The following is a 23,462-nucleotide window of genomic DNA, read 5'->3' on the forward strand; positions in this document are numbered from 1 at the left end:
AGCCTTGCCGCATCTGGACTTTGCCGGGTCTTTATCGAGCAATCGCCATCTTTCTGTCAGCTCCTCTTTTTGTCATTTCCATGTTAATCAATGGGTTAAGCCGATATCGCCACTTGGCACCGGTCTTGCTCTTCCCACTGGGCATCACGTCATCAGGAGGTGAAAGATGATTATTGGCAACAGTGGACTCGAACAGCTGGTTTCCCATGCTGTTGGAGCTATCGGGCGCAAAACGCTGACCGAGGTGTCTCAGGATACATTCGGAGCAGTGGCTGCAGCGGGTCTGACAAACGGGGCGTTCCCGGTGTCCTCGCAGACAACCAATGCGGCTTCCCCGGACGATTCGCAGAGCAAGGGTGGTTATAACGAGTCCTTCGCCCGGATGATGGTCAATCTCAAGAGCGCAGCTGACACCTCGCTTTCCGAGAAGACCGCCGACCGTGACAATGGCGTGATCGGATCGGCGGCCAATACCGGCGCTTCCGGCGGCGCTGCGACGGGTTCGGTTCAGCAGTTCATGGACACGCTGAAGCAGACGGCCGAAGAAAAAGTGCGTGAAAAGCTGACGGGTATCAACCAGCAGCAATACACGGCAATGACGCCTGAGGATCAATTGACCATCGACCAGAAAGTCCAGGACGCGCTCAAGGATAAGCAGAACGATGTCGCCGATGACATCAATACGCGTATCCGTGGCATCAAGGCCGGGCTGTTGGCCTGACCTGGCGTTGGGATGTATTGACGCTTTGGCAATTTGGCAGTTGCACAAGCGGTTTGCCAGCGATGGTTTTTCAGTCACATGTTCGTTACTGAACTGACCCCATCGCCGGCAAGCGGCCTCCCACAGTCCTGTGTTGTGTCTGATACGCCGCGTTTGCCGGGTTTGCTGCCGGTGCCCGGCAGGTCGCGGGCAAGCGCGCTCCTACAGTTCGGTGTTGCCGAGAAACCGTACAGCATTTGAGGTGCCTGTTTTTTCACTGCCATACTCGCGGCTTATTGCGGCGTGAGGTGTCTGGTGTTCGATCTCAATGATCTGTTTTATTTCGCTCAGGTAGTCGAATGCCGAGGGTTTGCACCGGCCGGTCGCAAGCTCGGCATCCCCAAGTCCAAGCTGAGCCGCCGTATTGCCGGGCTTGAAGAGCGTCTGGGCGTCAGGCTGATCCAGCGGTCTACCCGCAAGTTCGCCGTCACCGAAAGTGGGCGTGACTACTACGGGCATTGCGTGGCAATGCTGGTCGAGGCGGACGCTGCCGAAGAAGCCATCCAGCGTTCCAGGTCAGAACCTCAAGGGCGAATCACGCTCAGTTGTCCGCCGACGATGGGCGCGATGGGGGTCAACGAGACTGTCGCCACCTTCATGGCCGCTTACCCCAAAGTGCAGGTTTACATCGAAAGCACCAATCGGCGGGTCGACCCGTTATCCGAAAACATCGATATCGCCTTGCGTGTCCGCTTTCCTCCTCTGGAAGACGAGGGGCTGGTCATCAAGACGCTCGGACATAGCGCGCAGCGTCTGGTCGCGCATCCTGATTTGGCCGCCCACATTTCCGCCAAGTCGTCATTTAAGGACCTGGCCGGGCTGCCCAGCCTGGACCTGACATCGGCTACGCTCAATCATCGCTGGCTGCTGGAAAACGGGCCGGGGCATTACGTGGAGGTTGGTCATACGCCACGGCTCGTCTGCTCGGACCTGGATGCCATCCTTCAGGGGGCGCTGCAAGGCGTAGGCGTGGCGCAGTTGCCCGAAATCCTGGTGAGGAGTGCGCTGCAGCAGGGGCGTCTAGTGGAGTTGTTCGATGCTCATCGGCCCAAGTGTGGCGTCATTCACGCAGCGTTCGCCTCAAGGCGCGGACTGCTTCCTGCGATCAGAGCCATGCTGGATGCGCTGGAGACGTCATTCACAGCGCTCAACCACAACCCCGAATCTATCTATTGTTCTATTCATGGGACGAACAATCGCATTCAGGGCGACTAATCAAGTATTGGCTACAGCGATAGGATGCTCCCACTCAATCGCCCGGTAGCGATTTCACTTGGGAAGCCCGTTATGAATATCTTGCACATCGACTCCAGCATTCTTGGTGACCATTCGGCGTCGCGTCAGCTCAGCCGCAGCGTGGTCGAGGCCTATCAGACAGCCCACGTCGACAGCCATGTGACCTACCGCGACCTGGTCAATGAAGCGCTTGCCCATTTCTCTCCCGCTACTCTGGCCGCTGCTGGGACGCCGGTCGAAGGTCGTGATGCCGCTCAGCGGCAGGAAGTGGATGCCAACGAGGCCACGTTGCAGCAGTTTCTGGATTCGGACGTGGTTGTGATCGGCGCGCCGATGTACAACTTCACCATTGCGACCCAGTTGAAGGCATGGATCGACCGCATTGCGGTTGCAGGCAGAACGTTCCGCTATTCCGAAGCCGGCCCTGAAGGCCTGTGCGGTGACAAGAAAGTCATTATCGTTTCCACCGCAGGTGGCCTGCATGCCGGGCAGCCAAGCGGCGTAGGCCACGAGGAATATCTCAAGCTATTGTTCGGCTTCATCGGCGTGACTGATCTGCAATTCATTCGGGCAGAGGGCCTGGCTTATGGCGAGGAACCACGCGCCAACGCTCTGACTGCCGCCCGGCGGCACATCGAACAGACACTGTTCGCGACCTGATAATACGCTTTACCTGTTCACCGGAAACTCCACAGCCTGCGCGCACGGCTGTGGAGTTTTTTTGCGTCTGGAATCAATGAATAATTGACAGCTTTCTTACAGGTAGGCCGGTGCCTGCGGCCGTACACTGATCGTCTGTGATAGGTACGGTTCCGGGTTTATGTGCAGTGGTTGGCAATCGCCGACATTGGCGACGATATTTGGCCCGGCGTGTGCACTATTTCGATTACGCAGACTCTCATTTGCTGTGAGAGCGGGGCGCTGGAGCATGAGGCTCGACACAAGCGCATGAATGGACCGTCCGGCAACTCGCCGGACTTGCAAAGGTGGGGCCTTGCTATGGTACGTCTTTGTGCAGTAACGCTGATTCTTCTGCTGAATGGCCTGATTTCGGTGCACGTGCAAGCAGATGATTTCGAGCCGGGCGACACTCATCTCGGCAACGAGTGGAGCGCGGGCTACCACGAGCTGAATTTTGTCGACCCGCTGGATTCCCAACTGATGCAGGCTATTGCGTTTTACCCGTCCACCGACGCCGAACACATCAGCACTGTTCAGGGCTACCGGGTCGAGGCGGGTGAAAATGCACCCATCGCAATGGGCCGTTTTCCCTTGCTGATGCTGTCTCACGGCAATACCGGTACGCCATTGGCGCTTCACGATCTGGCAACGTCGCTGGCACGCCAAGGCTTCGTGGTCGTGGCGGTCGTTCATCCTGGCGACAATTATCGCGACCACAGCCGCCTTGGCAGCCTGAGTAATCTCTATGGCCGACCGCTGCAAATTTCCGAAGCCATCAGTGCCGCGTTGACCGATCCGATGCTTGCGCCTTATCTGAGTGCGCGGCAGGTTGGCGTGATCGGCTATTCGGCAGGTGGGGAAACCGCGCTTATCCTGGCCGGTGCCCGGCCTGAGCTTCAGCGCCTGCGTCAGTATTGCGTTGAACGCCCTCAGGACCGCGATGCCTGCAAGACCCAGGGTGAGCTCGTGGCGGACCGCGATGACCTGCATCCCCAGGCCGATCCGAGGGTCGGTGCGCTCATGCTCATGGCACCCTTGAGCCTGATGTTCGGCAGGCATACGCTGGGTGATGTGCATGTCCCGGTGCTGATGTATTCCGGGGATGACGATCAGTTGCTGGCACTGGACAAGAACGCCGAGGCGCTTGCCCGAAAGTTGCCTCAGGCGCCGGACTACAAGCTATTGGCCGGGGCAGGGCACTTTGTGTTCATGGCGCCCTGCAGCGACGAGCAGCGTGCGACCATGCCGATGGTCTGCAATGACCGTGAAGGGGTTGATCGTGAAGACATTCACCGCACCTTGAGCGCCGAAGCGGTCAGGTTCTTCACCAGCACGCTGAGCGCATTCGGCTCGGACAACTCCGGAATGCAGACCGCCAATCATCAGTAATCAGGCTGGACCGCGAAACGGGGTCTTACGGATACGGGCGCGCAGCAGACGAATTGCAGCTCACCAATGGACGCTAAACCTGCTTCTGCCTGACAGGCGCTCCATTTCAGGTTCAGGTATTCAACGAGCGCAGGTAATCGCCAAACCCGCCCCGTGCTTTGGAATCCAGTCGTGTGCTGGTGGTAACCCTGGGACGACAGCTCCAGGCGATGCGCGCCCCGATCAGTTCCAGTTGACGAACCAGGTGTACGTCCTCATGACACGCCAGCGCAGGAAAGCCGCCCGCCTGCAAATAGGCCATTGAACTCACACCGAGATTGGCACCGTGTATGTGCCGATGACCGTCACGATGTTGATAGTGCGTGTTATAGGCCGTTTGGGCAGCGACCGAAATCTCGTGGCCCCAGGCATCCGGTGTGACCGTCCCGCACACGGCGTCGGCGTCAAGCGCCAGCTGTTCCGCCAGCCAGTCGCTCGCGACGTTACTGTCGCCGTCGGTACACGCCAGCCAGCGCGCGCCCCTGTCGAGCAGAAAAGCCGCTCCCTGAGCGCGTGCCTGGCCCACGTTACGTGCCTGGATTTCAAGGGTCATGACACCGTAGAGCCCGGCGATCTCCGCCGAGCGGTCAGTGCAGGTGTCGAGTACCACCAGCACTTCGACACATTCACCGTTCAGGCTCGGGTGGGCGGCAGCCAGCAACACCGTCTCAAGGCACAGACCCAGTAGCCGCTCTTCGTTGTGAACCGGTATCAGAACGCCGATCATCCGCAAATTCCTTTACTGCTACAGATGTTTCATCACGACTCCACAGGTCCAGCAGAAAGTCCTGTTCGTGATGGCTGATAAGCCGGTGCATGGAAAGCCGCTCGGCCAGTACGTCATGGACGCGTTGTGCGTCCAACGGGCAATCGGCAATATCGGGCCGCCAGTGGCAGGCGAGCAGCTGGCCGTCTGGCGTCAGTGCTTCCAGGGCACAGTCGATCCAGCGGTGCAGATCATCCAGATCCAGGTAATAGCCCAGTTCGCTGAACACAATCAGATCGAACCGGCCTTCGGGCCACTGTTGTGGCAGCCGCGCCTGAATCACGCGAGCATGGTCGAAATCCGTCAGTCGTTGTTGGGCCAGCTCCACTGCGCGCCAGGAGGTGTCACAGCACACAAGGCTGTCGCAACGGGTGGCCAGTTCAGCGCTCAGCTCGCCATTGGCGCAGCCGGGTTCGAAGACCGCCGAGTAGCGCTCGCACGGCAGTACCGCCAGGCACAACGCACGTTTGCGGCGTTCGTACCAGCGCTGCTTGAATGCCCAAGGGTCGCTGTCGTTGCGGAACAGCTCGTCGAAATAGTGGTCGGCCACGCTCATGTAAACACCACTTCGAATGGCTGCAGCAGACGCTCCAGCACACCGGCAGGCAGTACGGGTGAAAGGCCGATACCGGGATCACCTTGCAACTGGCTGGCAAACGCGTGTGCTGCGTGGCGTTTGCGGGAAACGGTTTCAGGGTCCAGCAGCACTTTGCGTGCGCGATCCCAGGGCAGACGCTCATCCTCGGGGTCGGCCCAGTGCCAGGCCCATATGGGCACCTGGTGCAGTTGCGCGCCTGTGGTGAGGCAGGCACGGGCGCTCGCTCGGCCCACCGCTTCATGATCGCCGTGTCCATCGGCTGACCACGTGGCGAACACCACGTCGGTGGGGCGCAGATGCTGCTCCAGTAGCGCGACCAATCTATCCTCGTCGGCAGCGACATCTCCATCCTGAAAGCCGGCGCGAATCCACTCCAGCTTGTCCGGGGGGATCTCCAGTCGCTCGAGGGCTTCGGCGCTTTCCTGAGGGCGGATGGCGCTGAGTCGTTGCACAGGCCATAGCGCAGAGCCAGGGTGGCTGGCGGTGCCGTCAGTGACCGACACCAGAACAAGGGAGCGCTCCAGTTGCGCCAATTGACGCATCAGACCACCGCAGCCCAGCACCTCGTCATCAGGGTGAGGTGCAATGATGACGGCGCGGCAGTTTGGCGGGACCAGAAGGTCCGGCGTGATCGCGGCAAGCCCGGCAAGCTTTGTCGATGCGTTCCAGGCCGCCAGCGGCGTACCGCGCCCCGACTCGTCGTCACTGACTGCAAATCCTTCGCTCATGATGGGCGGACCTCGGTGTGCAGCGACCAGATAGAGGGGGCCGGAGCGTGATCGCGCAACTGCGCGCCCAGCGCTGCCAGATCCTGTTCGGCATGGCTCTGGCGCAGGAACACCGGCAAGTCGGCGATCAGGCGCGCGAAGTGCGCGTCCTTGCAATAAGGCCCCGCGCCCAACGCACGACCTACATGCTGAATGACCTGCTCGGCGCAGTGTTCAACGACCGCACGGCAGCGTCTGGCCAGCAGTTCTGTGTTGGCTCGTGGGGCGCTGTCGATGTGCAGGGCAGCATCCTGTAAAACGCGAGAAGCACCATAAAGTGCAGTGTCCGCGGCACCCAAATGCGCAAGCGCGTGGGGCTCGTCCCGCTTGCCGCACTGGTTCAGCAATCGTTGGGCGATGGATCGGGTGGCCCCGTACCAGCAGGCGGCGATGCCGATGCCGCCCTGCCAAAAGCCCGGCCTGTCGAGATAGGCACCGGGAGCGCCTATTTTCTGCCCTGTGGCGTTGTCGAATAGCACGTCAACACTGCCGGTGGCGCCCATGCCCACGGCACACCATCCCTCAGTACCGATCTGCACGCCTGGCTGGTCCAGCGGCACGGCCACCAATTGCTGACGCTGCGCTTCATCCCATACCGTGATGAGCGCATGGCTCAGCGCAACCGCGCCGGAGCACCAGGCCTTGCGGCCTGTGAGCCTCAGCGAGTCGCCTTCGCCGCTTACAAATACCCGGGCTTGCGGTGGCTCGGCCGCCCACATTCCCCAGGTACTGAATTGTTCGGGGGGCGGGGCACCCAGCTCAGCCATGATCGCCAAGGCGTCTGTGTGCCCCTCGTACAACTTGCACAACCCCAGATCGTGGCCTGCAACGCAGGCCAGTGCCTGCCAGCGCTCAAGCGTCTGGCCGCTGGCAGGCAGGGGGATCTGGTCAAACCCTTCGCTGACGATTGCCTGTAAGCACTCACCCAGCGCACGCGTATCGGCATAGCCGTGCCTGCGCCAGCCGAGAAACTCACTCAAGGCATCAATCATTGCTGGTCTTCACGCTTCAGTTCGAACAGCAGCAGCGAGCGAGGCGTAACGGTGTATTCAGTACCGAAACTGAATTGCTCCTTGCTGCGGGCGTCGTCCTGATTGGTGTCGATCAGGCACGTGTAGTGCGTGCCTTCCGGTACTTCCGGCAGGGTGAAGTTGACGCCGTCATGATGCGCATTGACCACCAGCAACAGCGTGGCATCGGCACCCGGACGACGAATACCGGTTTCCTGTGCGCGGCCATCCATCAGCATGCCCAGGCAACGGCCATTGCTGTCGTGCCATTGATCAACGGTCATTTCGTTGCCGTCCGGCGAGAGCCAGGTCACGTCTTTGACGCCGATTTCTTCGTTGTAATCGCCCACCAGGAAGCGGCTACGACGCAGAATCGGGTAGCTCTGACGCAGCTTGATCACACGGGTGACAAACTTCAGCAGGGCTTCGCCGTCACCATCAAGATCCCAGTTCACCCAGCCAATTTCGCTGTCCTGGCAGTAGGCGTTGTTGTTGCCGTGCTGGGTACGGGCGAACTCGTCACCGGCAACGATCATCGGCGTGCCTTGAGCGAGCAACAGGGTGGCGAAGAAGTTACGCATCTGACGCAAGCGCAGCGCGTTGATTTCCGGATCTTCCGTCGGCCCTTCAACCCCGTGGTTCCAGGACAGGTTGTTATTGCTGCCGTCCTGGTTGTTTTCGTCGTTGGCTTCGTTGTGCTTGTCGTTGTACGACACAAGATCGTGCAGGGTGAAACCGTCGTGCGCAGTGATGAAGTTCACCGACGCCTGAGGGCGACGACCGCGCTGGTTGAACATGTTTCCAGACGCCGTCATGCGCGCTGCGAAGTCGGCCAGTTGGCCTTCGTCGCCTTTCCAGAAGGCCCGTACGGTGTCGCGGAACTTGTCGTTCCATTCCATCCAGCCCGGCGGGAAGCCGCCCACCTGATAACCGCCCGGGCCGCAGTCCCACGGCTCGGCAATGAGCTTGACCTGACGCAGGACCGGGTCCTGGCGGCAGGCGACCAGGAAGCTGTGACGCTCGTCGAAGCCATCGTGGTAGCGACCCAGAATGGTGGCCAGGTCGAAGCGGAAACCGTCGACGTGCATTTCCGACGCCCAGTAGCGCAGGGAGTCGGTGACCATCTGCAAGACGCACGGGTGGCTCAGGTCCAGCGTGTTGCCGGTGCCCGAATCGTTGATGTAATAACGCTTGTCGTCCGGCATCAGGCGGTAGTACGAGGCGTTATCGATGCCGCGCATGGACAGGGTAGGGCCCAGCTCGTTGCCTTCGGCGGTGTGGTTGTAGACCACGTCCAGAATCACTTCCAGACCGGCATGGTGCATGTGCGCGACCATCTCCTTGAATTCGGCGATCTTGCCGTGTGCAAGGTAGCGTGGGTCCGGGGCGAAAAACGCGATGCTGTTGTAGCCCCAATAGTTGGTCATGCCTTTTTGCAGCAAGTGCTGGTCATTGACGAACGCATGGATCGGCAGCAGTTCGACCGAGGTCACGCCCAGCTTGCGAATGTGATCGACAACTTCGGATGACCCCAGGCCCGCAAACGTTCCACGCAGCTCTTCCGGCACCGAAGGATGACGCATGGTGAAACCGCGTACGTGGGTTTCGTAGACAATGGTCTTGTCCCACGGGATGCCGACGCGCTGGTCGCGGCCCCATGTGTAGGCAGGGTCGATCACCTTGCTCTTGGGAACGAATGGCGCACTGTCACGTTCGTCGAAACTCAGGTCGCCGTCGGGATGGCCGATGGTGTAGCCAAACAGCGCTTCGGACCATTTCAGCTCACCCACCAACTGCTTGGCGTACGGGTCGATCAACAGTTTGTTGTGGTTGAAGCGGTGGCCGTTCTGCGGGTCGTACGGGCCGTACACGCGGTAGCCGTAGATCAGGCCGGGATGCGCGTCCGGCAGGTAGCCGTGGTAGATCTCGTCGGTGTATTCCGGCAGTTCGATCCGCTCAAGCTCCACTTCTCCTGTCGAGTCAAAGAGGCACAGTTCAACCTTGGTGGCGTTTGCCGAGAAGATCGCAAAGTTGACGCCCAGGCCATCCCAGCTGGCACCGAGTGGGAAGGGAAGTCCTTCACGAATGCGTGACGGGGTACTGGCAGGGTTTTCTGGTGTGGCCGAACTTTCATCTGCCGCGGGTGTGGACTTCGTATTCATGGGGCCTTCCTGACGTCGATTGATTTTCTAAGCGGCCGAAACCGTTATCGAAGCCGAGCGGGCTTCAACACTGAAGTTAAAGTTAGGGGTCACCGCAGGTCTCAATAAGAACGTAATGAGACCTGCAGCAATGGACTTGCGTGAGGACAGAAGAGTTTCAAGTATTCGCGGGCTTGCGTGGTTTCTTGGGCGCAGGCTTTGGAGCGGTGTCGGTCTGGGCGGCCGCAGGTGCAGGCTTGGGCTTGGCTGGAGCCTTGGGCTTGGGCGCTGCTGCAGGCTTGGACGCTGCCGGTTTCGCAGGCTTGGCATCAGGTGCAGCCTTGGCTACCGGCTTTGCCGGGCCTTTGGCTGGAGCTTTGGCGCTGTCCACTTCAGGCAGCTTGGGCTTGTTGGCCTTTCGTGCAGTGCTTTTATCCGGCGCGAGCGCTTCGGCTTCGGCAAGCTTGCGCGCCATCTCCCAGTGGCGGGCATCGTGACCGGAAGGTTTACCCTCGGACTCCCAGATCTGATAAGCGAATTCACGGATTCTTTTTTCGTCGGCACTCATCTCGACACTCCCAGGTATTACATAGTTTGAATAAGCAAATTGACGGAAAATTCTTCAAGCGCTGCGCTGAGCGGTATTTCCCCATTGCTCATCACGACGACGTCAGAAAAGAGGCCTTTCCACGTTGAATCTGAATCGGCAAACGGCACGCAAATGCGTGTGTCGCCCCAATGAGCAGCATTAATGAATGGAGCCTGTGCAGTGCCCAATAGTTCACTGCATATGCGTGGCACCACCACGATTGCTCGCTCGTTCGCCGTAACTCGCGCGAACGCCAGCACCTTGTCCGCATGACTGCCCTTGACTTCCAGCGGGTGATATTCCCCCTCACTGAACAGCGCCGGATGCCCGGCCCGCACATTCAAGGCTGCTGCAATCAGTGCCTGTTTGACCCGACCATCGTGCCAGTGAGCCAAGAGCTGTGGCGCGCTGACATTCTTAGCCAGTGCCTGTTGCCGAGCAGCGTAGTCCACAGGGCGACGGTTATCCGGGTCAACCAGACTGAAATCCCAGAATTCCGTGCCTTGATACAGATCGGGCACGCCGGGCACCGTCAAGCGTAGCAAGGTTTGCGCCAGACTATTGAGCGCACCTGCTGTAGCGATACGGTTGGCGGTCGCGCTCAGTGACTGGCGAAGCGAAAGCGCTTCGGGTGCCAGCAACACACGCTGCAGAAATTCCCTGCATGCGGTTTCGTAAGGCTGGTTCGGGGCGCTCCAGCTGCTCTGCAGCTTGGCTTCACGCAACGCCTTCTCCTGCCACTGCACCATGCGTTTGGCGTAGTCTTCATGGGCCTGATCGCCCTCCAGGTCGAGCGGCCAGCTGCCCAGCAATGCCTGATACATCATCAGTTCATCGCCCGCGCTGATGACCGGCTCTTCACCTTTAAGCGGCAACGCCAGCTGACGCCAGCGTTCCACCTGTTCGGCGTACCAGTCTGCGCATTCGCTGAGTACCGCCAGACGTGTGCGGGTGTCTTCGCCGCGCTTGTGATCGTGGGTCGCGGTGGCCAGCAGGTTGTCCGGGAAGGCTTGCAGGCGTTGCAGGCAGGCCTTGTGGAACTCCTCGACCGGCGCGCTGAAATGTTGCGGATGAAACCCGACATCGTTGCGTGACAGCAGTACCGCAGAACGGTAGAACGAAGTGTCCTCAACCGATTTGGCGGCAACGGGAGAGGTCAGTTGCTGGAAGCGCACGCACGCGTTCTTGTACAGCTTGCGCAAGTGACCGCGTGGCAGTTTTCGCCACGGTTCGCCCCCCAGCCAGCGGGCCAGATAATCCAGCACCGGCCAGTCGCCCTCGTTCAGAGTCGAGCGCGCCCCGTCCATCGCCTGTTGGAAGAATCGCTCGTCTTCGGCCGACCGACCGCAGACCGTAATGTAGGTGCGGTACACCGGGAAGTTCACGATCAGGGCCAGCAAGGCACGGCGAATTGCTCCCAGTGTCAGGTCGCGGCTCATCAGGTCGCTGCGGGCAACCTGCAGCAATGACTGCGCAACGTTTTCGAAATCGCCCGCCAGCGTCCCGTGCAGGACCAGATCTCTCGCCACCAGCACCTCTTCATCGAAGTCGGCCGTTCGTTCACTCAGGCGGCTCCACAGCGCCCCCAGTGGGGCTTCACCCTTAGGGTCGTGTTGCAGCAACGACACTTGGTTCATGAATTCATAACCGGTGGTGCCATCCACGCTCCAGTCCTGGCGCAGAGGCTCGTCGGGACCGAGAATTTTCTCGACGAAAATCGGCAAGTGCGTCAGTTGTGCGTCAGCCGGACGCTGACTGAGAAGACCTTGCACACGACGGTGCAATTTACGGCCGTAGCCTCGTGGGTTGGCCAGGCCATCGATATGGTCGATCCGCAACCCGTCGATCAGGCCATCGGCGATCAACTGGAAAATCTTGCCGTGGGTGGCCTCGAACACGTTCGGACGCTCGACGCGCAGCCCGCCCAGCTCGTTGATGTCGAAGAACCGCCGCCAGTTGATGTCGTCACCGGCGGTGCGCCAGCTTGCCAGACGGTAGTACTGACGCTCGAGCAAGTGGTGAAGCCGATCGAAACCGTCAGGCGTGCTGGAGTCGAAGCGGGCGATGACCTGCTCGATGGCTTTGAGCACCTGCGGATCGTTTGCCAGCTCTGCCAGTTCAGCCTTGGCCTGATGGGCACGCTCATAGGCTTGCGGATACTGGTTGAGGGCTGAAAAACGCTCGCCGAGTTCGTTCAACAGAGTATGGTCAACGTCACGCAACAAGGCATCGTAGGTCGTCGGGCAGATCGGGAAATGGTGTTGATAATGCTCGATGTGGAACGCTCCGCGTTGGGCGTCGAAGCGCAGCGGGATTTCGCCTGCCTGCAATACTGTGCCGTAATCGCTGCTCAAGAAGGGCAGTAAGAGTTGACCGGCCAGCAGGGGGTCTGGCGAATTCCACTGGATGTCGAAGAAATCGGCATAGGGGCTGCGACGGCCCCATTCGAGCAGGTCAAGCCACCACGGGTTGTCCGCGCCACCGACTGCCATGTGGTTGGACACGATGTCGAGGATCATGCCCATGCCGTGTTCACGCAGCGCTGCCACCAGGCGGAGCAGGGCAGGTTCACCACCCAGTTCCGGGTTGATGATCGTCGGGTCCACGACGTCGTAGCCATGCATGGAGCCGGCACGAGCCTTCAGGATCGGCGATGCATAAAGATGGCTGATGCCCAGGCTGGCAAAGTACGGCACCAGTGGAACCGCATCATCAAGGGTAAAGTCTTTGTGAAATTGCAGGCGTTGCGTCGCTCGCAACGGTTGTAAAGGCAGATTCATCGGTCACGCTCCGCAGCTTGCAGCCGGGATTGGGACAGCAATTCCAGTCGTCGAGCAGCATCTTCGTTATCAAGGAGTGAGGCTGCATCGCCAGGCAGGCGTCTGCACCAGTTAGGGTGGCTGTCTATCGTACCGGGCAGGTTCGCCTGCTCCAGAACACCCAGTGCATCCTCAACCGGCAGAAGCACCAGTGGGGCTCGGGTATGGCCCAGATAGCGGATGCTGGCGTCGATGATCTGCACCGGATCTTCAGAGCGCTCATCGAACCCCTCATTGCTCTGGCTCAGGGCGCGGCGCAGGGCGTCGTACTCATCGGCGCGGTCTTTGCGCCACTGCTGTTCAGCGTCTGCATCCACATGCCCGAGGCGAGCATTCCATTCGATATCCAGCTCGCTCAGCCAGCCGGCGAGGGTCGGCAGGTCATGGGTGCTGGTCGTGGCCAGCGCCTCGTCGGACCAGTCCAGAATCGGTTTGAACGAGCCATTGTTCTGTTCGAACAGCAACACGCGCATGCCGAGCATCGCGCGGGCGCTAAGCTTCTCACTAAGGCCTTCAGGCACGGTGCCCAAGTCTTCGCCCAGCACAATGGCCTTATGGCGCATGGACTCAAGGCTCAACAGTCGCAGCATGTCATCGAGCGGGAAATTCAAATAAGCGCCTTCACTGGGCGGTGAGCCCAGTGGAATGACCCAAAGGCGTTGCAGCCCCATGACGTGGTCGATGCGTAGGCCACCGGCGTGGGCGAAATTGGCCCGCAGCATTTCGATGAACGCTCTGAAGCCTTTGCGCTTGAGACCTTCGGGCGAAAACGCAGAAATGCCCCAGCTCTGACCGGCTCGATTGAGAATGTCCGGCGGTGCGCCCACGGTCAGGGCCGACAGTAGCTCGTCCTGACGGCTCCAGGCCTGACTGCCGCCGCCATCGGCACCTACCGCCAGGTCGGCAATCAACCCAACGCGCATGCCACTGCTGCGCGCGGCTACCTGCGCCCGTTCAAGCCCGCGTGCAATCAACCACTGGGTGAACGCGTGAAAACTGATTTGCGGATCATGCGCTTCAGCGAACTTCGCGATGCCTTCGCTGCGCGGGTCCTTCAGCTCGTCCGGCCATTCATGCCAGTTATCGCTGATACCCATCGCCGGGCACTCGGCGCGCAGTGCTTCGAATCGGCAATGGTTCTCGAGCGCTTCGCCACCGCTGTCACGGAAACTGCTGAAGTCTTCGTGCAGTGGGTGAGCGCCCACGCTGAATGACTCGTACAGCGCATGTAATGCTTTCCATTTGGCCTTGGCTGCTGCGGGCCAGTCGATCAGGGATAGCGCTTCGAGGCGTTTCAGCTCGTCCGCTACGCCTGCGTCCTCAATCGCTTGTCGCCACGCGCGTTCGCCCACAATGGCGCCCGGCGAGGCGTAAAGGCTGTTGAGGAACAGCCGGCTGGAGGGAGAGTAGGGGCTGTAGCGGTGCGGATCGCTTGCAAACATCGCATGGATCGGGCTGATCGCCAGGGCATCCGAGCCCCGTTCACCCGCAGCGCGGACAAGGTTTTCGAGTGCCTGGGTATCGCCGAAGCCGCCGTCGCCTTCGCGTCGCAGTCCGTACAGTTGAACGGTCAGGCCCCAGGCACGAGGCTTATCCGCCCCGGTGGCCATCGCCATGCTGTAGCAGGTTTTGGGCGCCACAGCGACGGTCAGGTGCTGACCGGCAATATCCAGCTGTTGATAGCCAGGAGGAGCCAGAGCGGGAAGCTGGGCGTTCGCCGTCAGGTTCGCATCCAGCGAGGAGCCGTCTTCCAGATGAAGGGTAAACGGCGTGTGCGGCTCAAACCACTTGGACAGGTCCAGATTGCTGCCCTGATCGACCGTCAATAGCGGGGGGGCACCAGCGCCTTCGCGCTCGGCTTGTAGACGTTGCAGGCTGGCGTCTATCGCTTCGCTGCCATCTGCCGGATAGCCCAGCGCCTCCAGCACCTTGCGCAGCACATCAGGGCTTACGGTCTGTGGGCGCGCGTTGGCGTCCACCCAGTGCACCGATAATCCCGCCTCAGTCGCAAGCCGCTCCAAATGCTCATTATTCATCCTGCTTCTCCATAACATCACTTGCCGTCAGGCTGACAATGGCCGTGTATGGATTGAGGATGCCCCGGTGTAAAAGTTCGGCCGATTTTGGCTCGCTGGAGAAGATCGGTTCCGCATCGTGCAAGGGTTTTGCTTTGACAGGATCACTGGCGAGGTTGAGGTCGATGCGCAAGACGCTGCCATCGCCCATGCGCCATCTCGCGCTCACCGCGTGATCGGCAAGCACCTCGGCACCCAAGGCGCGCGCACCCTGCAAGCGAGGAACGATTGCCTGTTTGCGCAAGGCCAGTAGCTGTTTGTAAAACGCAAGCCAGCTGCGGTGATCAAGCCCCTTGTCGGTGTCCAGGTCGATGGCCGCGAATGCCGGGCGTGAAGCCTCGAAGGTTTTCGGATCGTTGGGGTCGGGTATGTGCTCGCGACGCTCCGGGTCGGCGAACGCGGCAAAATCGGCAAACTCGTTGCGTCGGCCTTCGCGAACCAGATCCGCCAATTCCCCATGATGACTGGTGAAAAACAGGAAAGGCTCGCTCGCGGCCCATTCGTCGCCCATAAACATCAACGGAATCATGGGCGAGAGCAGCAGCAGGGCAGTGGCCGCTTTCAGGGCCGGGGCAGGGCACAGCTGTGGCAGTCGTTCGCCCAGCGCACGGTTGCCGATCTGGTCGTGGTTCTGCAAAAACAACACAAAAGCGCTGGGCGGCAGATGCCCGCTGGGTTCGCCGCGGGTGTGACCGTGGCGGGTCTGTTCACCCTGATAGACAAAGCCTTCGCTCAGCAGACGAGCCAACTTGTGCGTGGGCTCTTGAGCGAAGTCCGAGTAATACGCATCAGTTTCTCCGGTCAGCAGCACGTGCAGCGTGTTGTGCCCGTCGTCGTCCCACTGCGCGTCGAAGCCTTTTTCAAGCAGGCTGGCCTGATTGAATTCGTTCTCAAGGTTCAGCCAGACATGTCGCCCGGGTTCGATGCGTTCGCGCACACGTTTGGAGAATTCCGGGAGGAAAGTCTCGTCACGAATCGCGTGCACCGCGTCCATGCGTAGGCCGTCGAAACGGTACTCAAGCAGCCACATCAGAGCGTTGTCTACGAAATAGTCGCGTACCTGGGGACGACGGAAGTCAATGGCGTCGCCCCACGGCGTATGCAGGTCGCTGCGGAAGAATTCCTTGGCATAGCTGCCCAAATAATTACCGTCCGGACCGAAGTGGTTGTAAACCACGTCAATGATGACTGCGAGACCGTGTCCGTGCGCCGTATCGATGAGGTGCTTCAGTTCGTCGGGCGTACCGTAGGACGATTGAGGCGCATACGGCAATACGCCGTCATAGCCCCAATTGCGGTCGCCTGGAAATTGTGCAAGTGGCATGAGTTCGATGGCGGTGACGCCCAGGTCGGCCAGATGTTGCAGGTGCTTCTCGACACCTGCGTATCCGCCCAGCGCGCCCACGTGCAGCTCGTAAAGGACCGCTTCGTGCCAGGGGCGACCTTTCCACTGAGTGTTTTGCCATTGATACGAGAGGGGGTCGACCACAAGGCTGTGCGAGTGAACATCCCCCGACTGAGCACGGGACGCCGGATCGGGAACCTTCAGATCCCCATTGATCCTGAACTGATACCGAGTACCCGCTTTGCAGCGGGCCTCCAATACAAACCAGCCTTCGTTCTGCGGGAGCATGGCCAGTGATTGACCATCCTCCAGTTCGACATTTACCTGTTGCGCATCCGGTGCCCATAGGGTGAACCGGGTGTGCTCTGGATCTACCAAAACGGCGCCGTGGCGCCAGCTATCTTCTGTGCGCAGAGGCATCCATTGACCCCTTTTTCCTTAATAGTGAATTGAAACGCCCGCGTTTTTCTTCAACAGGTCACGGTACAGTTCTGCGTAGGGCTCTACCGCCTGATGCCAGTTGAAAGGGGCGGCCATTGCGCGGCAGCGCATGGCATTGAGTAATTCCGGGTGGGCGAACACCTTGAAGGCGCGGTTCAGCGCGTCTGTGTAGCTTTCAACCGTCGACTCGTCGAACAGAAAGCCGGTCACGCCGTCTTCGATGGTGTCAGCCAGACCGCCCGTGTTACGGGCGACAGGCAGCGAACCGAAGCGCTGGGCGTACATCTGGCTCAAGCCGCATGGCTCATAACGCGATGGCATCAGCAGGAAATCACTACCGGCGAACATGCGTCGTGCATCGGTTTCGTTGAAGCCGATGCGCACGCCGATACGACCTGGAAAACGGGTCGCGAGTGCGCGCATTGCGTCTTCTTCTTCAGGTTCGCCACGACCAATGATCGCGATCTGGCCTCCGTTGTTGACGATGTGTTCAGCCACGCCGATGGTCAGGTCCAGACCTTTTTGATAAACCAGGCGCGAAACGACCGCAAACAGCGGGCCTTTGGACGGATCGAGATTGAACAGTTCACGGACGTAGTCAGCATTGATTTCCTTGCGCAGCCACTCGTTGGGCGCGAAGTGGCAAATCAGGTGCTCGTCGGTGGAAGCGTCCCAGCTGGCATCGATGCCGTTGGGGATTCCGCTCAACTGACCTTTGTCGGCTTTGCTTTGCAAGAAGCCTTCAAGACCGCAGCCGAATTCGGGCGTGGTGATTTCTTTCGCGTAAGTCGCGCTGACGGTCGTGATGTGGTTGGCGTACGCCATGCCGGCCTTGATGAACGAGAGCTTGCCGTAGAACTCCATGCCATCCGGTCGCAGCGCCTCATCCGGGATGCCTAGTTCGCGACTGGAGCCGGTGCTCACGGTGCCCTGATACGCGAGGTTGTGGATAGTAAAAATGCTGGGTGTCGTCTGACCGCGCCACTTCATGTAGGCCGGTGCCAAGCCTGCCGGCCAGTCGTGGGCATGGACCAGCTCAGGGCTCCACTGGGTTTTCACCGCGCCCGCTGCGAACTCTGCAGCGGCAAGGCCCAGGCGCGCGAAGCGAATGTGGTTGTCGGACCAGTCGCGGCCGTGGCGGTCAGCGTACGGTGTTCCTTCGCGTTCATACAGCTCAGGGCAAATCAGCACGTAAATCACCAGACCGTCTTTCATGTCCATACGGCCGACTTTGCACGCTGGCAGTCCGGCATAACCATCCAGTTGACTGATGATATGAATAGGGTTGCCGCTATTGATTACTTGTGGGTAGCCGGGCATCAGCACACGGACATCGTGCAGGTGGCGCATGGCGCGCGGCAAGGCAGCAGACACATCGCCCAAACCCCCGGTTTTCACCAGGTCAGCCAATTCAGAGGTCACGAACAGTACTTTGCGTCTGTTGACCTGGGAAAGTGTGGGCTGTGAAGTCGAAGTCGGCAGTTGCAGCAGTGGAACGCTCGTCGTAGCGAAAACCGGCAGATGAGTCAGCTCGCTGGCCGGCTGGTTAAAACTCTCTCCCTTCTGGGTTTTGACAGCGGCGCTAATCATCGTTTTCTCCCGTTCAAACAGTGTTGGTGCATCACTTGATTTTTATTGGCCATTTCCTATGGCCGGGTAGCTGTACATGCGCTACGCAAGAACAGTACCTATTTCAACTATACATAGCGGCGATGCGGTGTGATGTAGCCATTGTCTGCAGTCAGCCAACAGCATAGGCGCTCTATTCACCTGACCCGGGGGTTATGTAGAAGTTTCGAGTTTTTTACCGGCGGTCGCCTGCTAACCGGCCAGGCAGCGTGTTTACAGGCGCTCCTCGATTTCGCACGTGCGCTTTTACGGGGCAGCGTGAGGACAATTTTATAGCGTCTTACCGGCCGTCGGATTGTTGGACAATAGCCAGGCGAGTGCTATGGCCAGCCATGAATAACACCTTAATCCTGCATTTTTATGAGCAACGTGAAGCATTCTGCCTTTTCTGGGTGCGTGCGACGGTCTATTCGCGAGCATGAGCCGAAATTTCCTACGTCAGCACTGAAACATTTTGGCGCGTGGCGCGATAGAATCGCGGTCCTTTGGTCTGCCGTTCTCCAGGCAGCCCCTATCGCAAAGTGCGCTAAGACGATTTATTGGTTAACGAGGATGGAAATGGAAGGCCCAGAGGTGTTGGTACTGCAAGCGAGTTACACCAATCCAGTCCATGCAGACGCGATTGGTTTCGTCTTGAACGAATATGCTCTGGATGCAATGGGCACGGGCCAGCCTCTGTCCAGTGACACACGCCAGCAGCTGGCGATCGAGCTGGCCAAGCGACCGCATGCCTTCAGCGTGCTGGCATTCATTGCAGGAGAGCCGGTTGGGCTGGTCAACTGTTTCGAAGGTTTTTCCACGTTCGCCTGCCGCCCACTGGTCAATATCCATGATGTTGCGGTTATCGCACCGCATCGGGGCAAAGGTATCAGTCAGAAGATGCTCGCCAAGGTTGAAGAAATTGCGCGCCAACGGGGCTGCTGCAAACTGACCCTTGAAGTGCTGGAAGGCAATGACGTGGCGCAGAGGGCCTACCGCAAGATTGGTTTCGACAATTACCAGCTGGACCCTAAAATGGGCCGTGCGATGTTCTGGCAGAAGACGCTTTAAACGCAAGGGTCTGGTCATGCGTTGGTAGAATTTACCCGCGGCAGTGATGAATTATTCGGTTGCAGGGCAGGCGTGATGCATCAGGCGTGGCGAAGGGTGTCTGGCCCATAGCGCGTATCGGGCGCAAACTGCGCATGTCGCTTTTTTGGGGGGCTGGCTGGAAGGGAGCGGGTCGCATTGAGATAATGATGCGGGACTTGAGGCAGAAACGTCAGATGGGCAAGCCAGCAGGTCAGGCTTGCCACGGAGCGGTCAATACATAGCGGGTATAGGAAGTCAGAGCTGTAAGGCAGAGCCGGAGGAGATCAGCTGGGTTTGCTGAAGCATCAGGCTCAAATGAGCGACTTTCTTCTGCAACTGCTCGCGTTCTTCTTTCAAAGCGCGCAATTCGTCGCGACGGATTGTGACGTACAGGGTTTGTGGTGCCAGTGCTGGTAGTACAGTGCCCATTGCTCACCTCGCAAATGGTGGATTCAACCTTAGACAGGTCCGTGGCAATGACTATCAATCCCTGAGTGGCCGCTGCTAACCTCTCTATCGGCTCTGATTGTGATTTCTTTTGAGTTAAATTGAAACTTTTTTATTTTTAGTTGTCGCGAACGTTTCTTGGTCGCGACAATGTGCATCACCGGACGGCATAACGATCGTCATGCTCCCTCAGGGGAACCGACGTTCTGCCTCGCTTGACTAACCAGCATGCTCACTCACAGTTGAAGCGCTGTACGACGGGTGAGGCCCTTTTTTACGAGTTTAGGAGCAACTTCATGCAACTTGGGATTATTGGACTGGGCCGCATGGGCGGCAATATCGCACGGCGTTTGATGCTCGATGGTCATACCACCGTTGTGTATGACCGTGACGAGGCATCACGCAGCGCCCTGGCCAATGACGGCGCCACTGCGGTGCAGGATCTGGCGGAGCTGGTCAAGTCCCTGGACGCCCCGCGAGCCGTGTGGGTCATGCTGCCGGCTGGCGCGCCGACCGAAGACACCATTCAGATCCTGAGCCAGTTGCTTGAGCCCGATGATGTGATCATCGACGGCGGGAACACCTTCTACAAGGACGACATTCGTCGTGCGCAAGAGCTCACTGCAAAACAGCTGCATTACGTAGATGTCGGTACGTCCGGCGGCGTGTGGGGCCTTGAGCGTGGCTACTGCATGATGATCGGTGGCGAGAAGGCCACTGTGGACCGTCTTGATCCATTGTTTGCCACCCTGGCACCGGGAATCGGAGACATTCCGCGTACCAAGGACCGCAATGCCACCGACGATCGCGCGGAACATGGCTACATCCATGCCGGCCCTGCAGGTTCGGGTCACTTCGTGAAGATGATCCACAACGGCATCGAGTACGGCATGATGCAGGCGTTTGCAGAGGGCTTTGATCTGCTCAAACAGAAAAACTCCGAACACCTGCCAGCCGAACAGCGCTTTGACCTGAACACCGCCGACATTGCGGAAGTATGGCGCCGTGGCAGCGTCGTCTCTTCCTGGTTGCTGGACCTGACAGCCGATGCGCTGGCCACGGACCCGCACCTGGATGCGTTCTCGGGCTCCGTTGCCGACAGCGGCGAGGGGCGCTGGACCATTGAGGCCGCCATCGAGCAGGCCGTCCCGGTTCCGGTATTGTCCAGCGCACTGTTTGCGCGCTTTCGCTCACGTCAGACGAGCTCTTACGCAGACAAGATGCTGTCCGCGATGCGCTTTGGTTTCGGTGGTCACAAGGAACCCAAGTAATGGGCCTGTCACGCGGCACATCCGAGCAAAAAGCCGACGTTGCACCACCGACTACGCTGTTTCTGTTTGGTGCACACGGGGATCTTGTCAAACGCCTGCTGATGCCGGCGCTCTATAATCTGGCGCGTGACGGTCTGGTGGATGAAGGGCTGCACATCGTTGGCGTCGATCACAATGCGATCAGCGACGCCGACTTCGCAAAGAAGCTTGAAAACTTCATTCGTGAAGAGTCGGCCGCGAAAGTCGCCGAGTCGGGCAAGGATCCGCTGGATCCCGAGCTCTGGGGCAAACTGGCTGAGCGAATCAGCTATGTTCAAGGCGACTTTCTCGACGACTCGACCTACCAGGACATCGAAAGCAAGATCAAGAGCACTGGCTCTGCCAACGCAGTGTTCTACCTTGCCACGGCACCTCGGTTCTTCAGTGAAGTGGCGAAACGCTTGGGGTCCTCGGGTTTGTTGAACGAAGCCGATGACGGATTTCGCCGCGTGGTCATCGAAAAGCCGTTCGGTTCCGATTTGGCCAGCGCGGTCGAGTTGAACGGCTGCCTGCTCAAGGTGATGAGCGAAAGGCAGATCTACCGCATCGATCATTATCTGGGCAAGGAAACGGTCCAGAATATTCTTGTCAGCCGTTTTTCGAATGGCCTGTTCGAATCGTTCTGGAACAACCACTACATTGACCACGTGCAGATCACCGCTGCAGAAACGGTTGGTGTTGAAACCCGGGGCAGCTTCTACGAGAACACCGGCGCATTGCGCGACATGGTGCCCAATCACCTTTTCCAATTGCTGGCAATGGTCGCGATGGAGCCGCCAGCCGCCTTTGGTGCGGATGCGGTGCGCGGCGAAAAAGCCAAGGTAGTCGGAGCGATCAGGCCCTGGAGTGAAGAAGAGGCGCTGGCAAACTCGGTCCGTGGTCAGTATGCACAAGGCGAAATGGTTGGGCGCAAGGTAGCCGGTTATCGCCAGGAGGATCGTGTCGCGCCGGACAGCACCACGGAAACCTACGTGGCGCTTAAGGTCATGGTGGACAACTGGCGTTGGGTGGGTGTGCCGTTCTACCTGCGCACCGGCAAGCGCATGAGTGCTCGCAGTACCGAGATCGCGATCTGTTTCAAGCCTGCGCCTTACGCACAGTTTCGCGACACAGAGGTAGACCGCCTCAAGCCCAATTACCTGAGAATACAGATTCAGCCGAACGAAGGCATGTGGTTCGATCTGTTCGCTAAACGTCCGGGTCCGACCCTGGAGATGGAAGACATCGAGCTGGGCTTTGCCTACAAGGATTTCTTCGAGATGCAGCCATCGACGGGATACGAAACGTTGATTTACGACTGCCTGACTGGTGATCAAACGCTGTTTCAGCGAGCCGACAATATCGAAAACGGCTGGCGCGCCGTGCAGCCGTTTATCGATGCCTGGGCTAAAAACCCGGCAGTGACGCCCTACGAAGCGGGCGAAGATGGCCCTTCTTCCAGTGATGAATTGCTGAGCCGCGATGGTCGTGAATGGCGGGACCTCAATGTCTGAGCAAGTGGATCTGCCCGTATCTGAACTGCCCGTACGTTTCCTGCTTTCCGACATCGATGGCACGCTGCTTCGCCCCGATCACAGCCTGAGCCAGGCCAATATCGACGCCATCCATGACCTGCAACAGGCTGGCGTCCAGTTCACCGTGGCCAGCAGTCGGCCTCCACGTGCGATGCGTCAGGTGATTGAGGCCTTGAACATCGAGTTGCCGACAGTGGCGTTCAACGGCGGAACCATCACCCATGCCGATGGCTCTCTGCTGGTAGCGCATCGCATTGATCCTGAGGCCGTACGCACCTGCCTGGAGCTGTTCGCGACGCAGAAGGTCGCAGTCTGGGTGTTTGCCGACGACGACTGGTTGCTGCTCGATCTTGCCGGCGACTATGTCGATCATGAGCGGCACGCCTTGGGGTATGAGCCGGTTCAGGTGAGCAGTTTCGAGCCGTATCTGGATCGGGTCGACAAGATCGTCGCCGCGAGCCAGGATTTCGAACTGCTTAAGTCGCTGGAAAGTCGCCTTAACCCGCTCATTGAAGGGGTGGCGCTGGCTGCGCGCTCGCAACGCTACTACCTCGACGTCACGGCGCTGGACGCCAACAAGGGTTCAGCGCTGATCGCATTGGCTGATTATCTGGGTGTCGACCTTGCCCACACGGCCGCCATCGGTGATGGCGGTAACGATGTGGCAATGTTTCACAAAGCCGGACTGTCGATTGCGATGGGGCAGGGTGAGGCCAGCGTGCTGAGCCAGGCGGACCATGTGACGGGGAGCAATGTCGAAGACGGCGTTGCTGCGGCCATCAGGCGTTACATGCTGCCTGGCTAGTGTCTGTGCGGCCCAGGCAGGCCGCAATCA

The 23,462-nt window shown here is 59.3% G+C and carries 19 protein-coding genes; 8 read left to right on the forward strand and 11 right to left on the reverse strand.

The features are described 5' to 3' along the window. Positions 1 to 166 precede the first annotated feature (166 nt). The 4 genes from ALP40_RS19230 to ALP40_RS19245 all read left to right on the forward strand — a co-directional run bounded on the left by ALP40_RS19230 (position 167) and on the right by ALP40_RS19245 (position 4,066). The gene (locus tag ALP40_RS19230) at positions 167 to 721 is read left to right on the forward strand and encodes a hypothetical protein (RefSeq protein ID WP_122209776.1); all 555 of its coding nucleotides are present in this window, start codon (positions 167 to 169) and stop codon (positions 719 to 721) included. A 294-nt stretch (positions 722 to 1,015) separates the two neighbouring features. Continuing rightward, entirely contained in the window at positions 1,016 to 1,975 is a 960-nt protein-coding gene (locus ALP40_RS19235; RefSeq protein WP_122209777.1) for a LysR substrate-binding domain-containing protein, read from the forward strand. Positions 1,976 to 2,047: 72 nt separating this feature from the next. After that, entirely contained in the window at positions 2,048 to 2,656 is a 609-nt protein-coding gene (locus ALP40_RS19240) for an FMN-dependent NADH-azoreductase (RefSeq protein ID WP_122209778.1), read from the forward strand. Positions 2,657 to 2,995: 339 nt separating this feature from the next. Then, positions 2,996 to 4,066: a dienelactone hydrolase gene (locus tag ALP40_RS19245; protein ID WP_122209779.1), complete on the forward strand. Its 1,071-nt coding sequence runs from the start codon at positions 2,996 to 2,998 to the stop codon at positions 4,064 to 4,066. 112 nt (positions 4,067 to 4,178) lie between these two features. Here the strand turns inward: ALP40_RS19245 and ALP40_RS19250 are convergent, their stop codons facing one another. The 10 genes from ALP40_RS19250 to glgA all read right to left on the reverse strand — a co-directional run bounded on the left by ALP40_RS19250 (position 4,179) and on the right by glgA (position 18,246). Further along, a complete protein-coding gene (locus tag ALP40_RS19250; protein WP_122209780.1) occupies positions 4,179 to 4,832 on the reverse strand; it encodes a glycosyltransferase family 2 protein in 654 nt (217 codons plus the stop codon). Then, positions 4,774 to 5,427: a bifunctional 2-polyprenyl-6-hydroxyphenol methylase/3-demethylubiquinol 3-O-methyltransferase UbiG gene (locus ALP40_RS19255; protein WP_122209781.1), complete on the reverse strand. Its 654-nt coding sequence runs from the start codon at positions 5,425 to 5,427 to the stop codon at positions 4,774 to 4,776. Before ALP40_RS19255 ends, ALP40_RS19250 begins: the two co-directional genes overlap by 59 nt. Beyond that, positions 5,424 to 6,197 (reverse strand): PIG-L deacetylase family protein, encoded by a 774-nt coding sequence (locus tag ALP40_RS19260; protein ID WP_122209782.1) that lies wholly within the window; start codon positions 6,195 to 6,197, stop codon positions 5,424 to 5,426. The genes ALP40_RS19255 and ALP40_RS19260 overlap by 4 nt, the downstream gene beginning before the upstream one ends. Next, positions 6,194 to 7,228: an acyl-CoA dehydrogenase family protein gene (locus ALP40_RS19265; protein WP_122209783.1), complete on the reverse strand. Its 1,035-nt coding sequence runs from the start codon at positions 7,226 to 7,228 to the stop codon at positions 6,194 to 6,196. Before ALP40_RS19265 ends, ALP40_RS19260 begins: the two co-directional genes overlap by 4 nt. Next, complete coding sequence (gene glgX, locus ALP40_RS19270) at positions 7,225 to 9,408, reverse strand: glycogen debranching protein GlgX (RefSeq protein WP_122209784.1); 2,184 nt, start codon at positions 9,406 to 9,408, stop codon at positions 7,225 to 7,227. The genes ALP40_RS19265 and glgX overlap by 4 nt, the downstream gene beginning before the upstream one ends. 157 nt (positions 9,409 to 9,565) lie before the next feature. Next, positions 9,566 to 9,955, reverse strand: coding sequence for a DUF2934 domain-containing protein (locus ALP40_RS19275; RefSeq protein ID WP_122209785.1), 390 nt, complete (start codon positions 9,953 to 9,955; stop codon positions 9,566 to 9,568). 17 nt (positions 9,956 to 9,972) lie between these two features. After that, positions 9,973 to 12,756 carry a malto-oligosyltrehalose synthase gene (locus tag ALP40_RS19280; RefSeq protein WP_122209786.1) on the reverse strand — a complete coding sequence of 928 codons (2,784 nt, stop codon included), beginning with the start codon at positions 12,754 to 12,756 and terminating at the stop codon, positions 9,973 to 9,975. Next, a complete protein-coding gene (gene malQ, locus ALP40_RS19285; RefSeq protein ID WP_122209787.1) occupies positions 12,753 to 14,831 on the reverse strand; it encodes a 4-alpha-glucanotransferase in 2,079 nt (692 codons plus the stop codon). The genes ALP40_RS19280 and malQ overlap by 4 nt, the downstream gene beginning before the upstream one ends. After that, positions 14,824 to 16,635, reverse strand: coding sequence for a malto-oligosyltrehalose trehalohydrolase (treZ, locus tag ALP40_RS19290; protein ID WP_122209788.1), 1,812 nt, complete (start codon positions 16,633 to 16,635; stop codon positions 14,824 to 14,826). Before treZ ends, malQ begins: the two co-directional genes overlap by 8 nt. An 18-nt stretch (positions 16,636 to 16,653) precedes the next feature. Next, complete coding sequence (gene glgA / locus ALP40_RS19295) at positions 16,654 to 18,246, reverse strand: glycogen synthase GlgA (protein WP_122209789.1); 1,593 nt, start codon at positions 18,244 to 18,246, stop codon at positions 16,654 to 16,656. A 597-nt stretch (positions 18,247 to 18,843) separates the two neighbouring features. Here glgA and ALP40_RS19300 point away from each other — a divergent pair. Then, on the forward strand, positions 18,844 to 19,335 hold the full coding sequence (locus ALP40_RS19300; RefSeq protein WP_122209790.1) for a GNAT family N-acetyltransferase: 492 nt from the start codon (positions 18,844 to 18,846) through the stop codon (positions 19,333 to 19,335). Positions 19,336 to 19,611: 276 nt separating this feature from the next. Here ALP40_RS19300 and ALP40_RS19305 read toward each other — a convergent pair whose 3' ends face one another. Next, positions 19,612 to 19,785, reverse strand: coding sequence for a DUF6026 family protein (locus tag ALP40_RS19305; RefSeq protein WP_122209791.1), 174 nt, complete (start codon positions 19,783 to 19,785; stop codon positions 19,612 to 19,614). A gap of 260 nt (positions 19,786 to 20,045) precedes the next feature. Here ALP40_RS19305 and gnd point away from each other — a divergent pair, with 260 nt between their 5' ends. The 3 genes from gnd to ALP40_RS19320 are packed head-to-tail and all read left to right on the forward strand — an operon-like array spanning position 20,046 to position 23,432. Further along, complete coding sequence (gene gnd, locus ALP40_RS19310) at positions 20,046 to 21,074, forward strand: phosphogluconate dehydrogenase (NAD(+)-dependent, decarboxylating) (RefSeq protein WP_258198142.1); 1,029 nt, start codon at positions 20,046 to 20,048, stop codon at positions 21,072 to 21,074. After that, positions 21,074 to 22,606, forward strand: coding sequence for a glucose-6-phosphate dehydrogenase (gene zwf / locus ALP40_RS19315; protein WP_122209793.1), 1,533 nt, complete (start codon positions 21,074 to 21,076; stop codon positions 22,604 to 22,606). The genes gnd and zwf overlap by 1 nt, the downstream gene beginning before the upstream one ends. After that, positions 22,599 to 23,432, forward strand: coding sequence for an HAD family hydrolase (locus ALP40_RS19320; protein WP_122209794.1), 834 nt, complete (start codon positions 22,599 to 22,601; stop codon positions 23,430 to 23,432). Before zwf ends, ALP40_RS19320 begins: the two co-directional genes overlap by 8 nt. Positions 23,433 to 23,462 lie beyond the last annotated feature (30 nt).

It is taken from the genome of Pseudomonas viridiflava, assembly GCF_003702045.1.
In the GTDB taxonomy this organism is placed as follows: domain Bacteria; phylum Pseudomonadota; class Gammaproteobacteria; order Pseudomonadales; family Pseudomonadaceae; genus Aquipseudomonas; species Aquipseudomonas viridiflava_C.

What these genes read in the sequence shown, in the direction of transcription:
- ALP40_RS19280 (WP_122209786.1), bottom strand. Translation starts at nt 12,756, where the DNA reads ATGAATCTGCCTTTACAACCGTTGCGAGCGACGCAACGCCTGCAATTT.
- ALP40_RS19255 (WP_122209781.1), bottom strand. Translation starts at nt 5,427, where the DNA reads ATGAGCGTGGCCGACCACTATTTCGACGAGCTGTTCCGCAACGACAGC.
- glgX (WP_122209784.1), bottom strand. Translation starts at nt 9,408, where the DNA reads ATGAATACGAAGTCCACACCCGCGGCAGATGAAAGTTCGGCCACACCA.
- malQ (WP_122209787.1), bottom strand. Translation starts at nt 14,831, where the DNA reads ATGAATAATGAGCATTTGGAGCGGCTTGCGACTGAGGCGGGATTATCG.
- ALP40_RS19320 (WP_122209794.1), top strand. Translation starts at nt 22,599, where the DNA reads ATGTCTGAGCAAGTGGATCTGCCCGTATCTGAACTGCCCGTACGTTTC.
- glgA (WP_122209789.1), bottom strand. Translation starts at nt 18,246, where the DNA reads ATGATTAGCGCCGCTGTCAAAACCCAGAAGGGAGAGAGTTTTAACCAG.
- ALP40_RS19300 (WP_122209790.1), top strand. Translation starts at nt 18,844, where the DNA reads ATGGAAGGCCCAGAGGTGTTGGTACTGCAAGCGAGTTACACCAATCCA.
- ALP40_RS19260 (WP_122209782.1), bottom strand. Translation starts at nt 6,197, where the DNA reads ATGAGCGAAGGATTTGCAGTCAGTGACGACGAGTCGGGGCGCGGTACG.
- ALP40_RS19245 (WP_122209779.1), top strand. Translation starts at nt 2,996, where the DNA reads ATGGTACGTCTTTGTGCAGTAACGCTGATTCTTCTGCTGAATGGCCTG.
- ALP40_RS19230 (WP_122209776.1), top strand. Translation starts at nt 167, where the DNA reads ATGATTATTGGCAACAGTGGACTCGAACAGCTGGTTTCCCATGCTGTT.
- ALP40_RS19250 (WP_122209780.1), bottom strand. Translation starts at nt 4,832, where the DNA reads ATGATCGGCGTTCTGATACCGGTTCACAACGAAGAGCGGCTACTGGGT.
- treZ (WP_122209788.1), bottom strand. Translation starts at nt 16,635, where the DNA reads ATGCCTCTGCGCACAGAAGATAGCTGGCGCCACGGCGCCGTTTTGGTA.
- ALP40_RS19275 (WP_122209785.1), bottom strand. Translation starts at nt 9,955, where the DNA reads ATGAGTGCCGACGAAAAAAGAATCCGTGAATTCGCTTATCAGATCTGG.
- ALP40_RS19305 (WP_122209791.1), bottom strand. Translation starts at nt 19,785, where the DNA reads ATGGGCACTGTACTACCAGCACTGGCACCACAAACCCTGTACGTCACA.
- ALP40_RS19265 (WP_122209783.1), bottom strand. Translation starts at nt 7,228, where the DNA reads ATGATTGATGCCTTGAGTGAGTTTCTCGGCTGGCGCAGGCACGGCTAT.
- ALP40_RS19240 (WP_122209778.1), top strand. Translation starts at nt 2,048, where the DNA reads ATGAATATCTTGCACATCGACTCCAGCATTCTTGGTGACCATTCGGCG.
- zwf (WP_122209793.1), top strand. Translation starts at nt 21,074, where the DNA reads ATGGGCCTGTCACGCGGCACATCCGAGCAAAAAGCCGACGTTGCACCA.